Annotated in this window: 1 protein-coding gene; it reads left to right on the forward strand. The window is 64.8% G+C overall.

Annotated elements, in window-relative coordinates; all coding sequences use genetic code 11:
* On the forward strand, positions 1–420 hold a 420-nt coding region (locus tag A7981_RS07590; RefSeq protein ID WP_254258536.1), incomplete at both ends, for a lyase family protein.

Raw genomic sequence — 420 nt, forward strand, 5'->3', positions numbered from 1 at the left:
CTGTTCTCCGGCATGCTCAAGCGCACCGCGGTCAAGCTGTCGAAGATCTGCAACGACCTGCGCCTGCTCTCCAGCGGCCCGCGCACCGGCATCAACGAGATCAACCTGCCGCCGCGCCAGCCGGGCAGTTCGATCATGCCGGGCAAGGTCAACCCGGTGATCCCGGAAGCGGTCAACCAGGTCGCCTTCGAAGTGATCGGCAACGACCTCGCCCTGACCCTGGCGGCCGAAGGCGGCCAGTTGCAACTGAACGTGATGGAGCCGCTGATCGCCTACAAGATCTTCGACTCGATCCGCCTGCTGCAACGCGCCATGGACATGCTCCGCGAACACTGCATCACCGGCATCACCGCCAACGTCGAGCGCTGCCACGAACTGGTCGAGCACAGCATCGGCCTGGTCACCGCGCTGAACCCGTAC

The sequence above is a fragment of the Methylovorus sp. MM2 genome, from assembly GCF_001648895.1.
GTDB lineage: Bacteria > Pseudomonadota > Gammaproteobacteria > Burkholderiales > Methylophilaceae > MM1.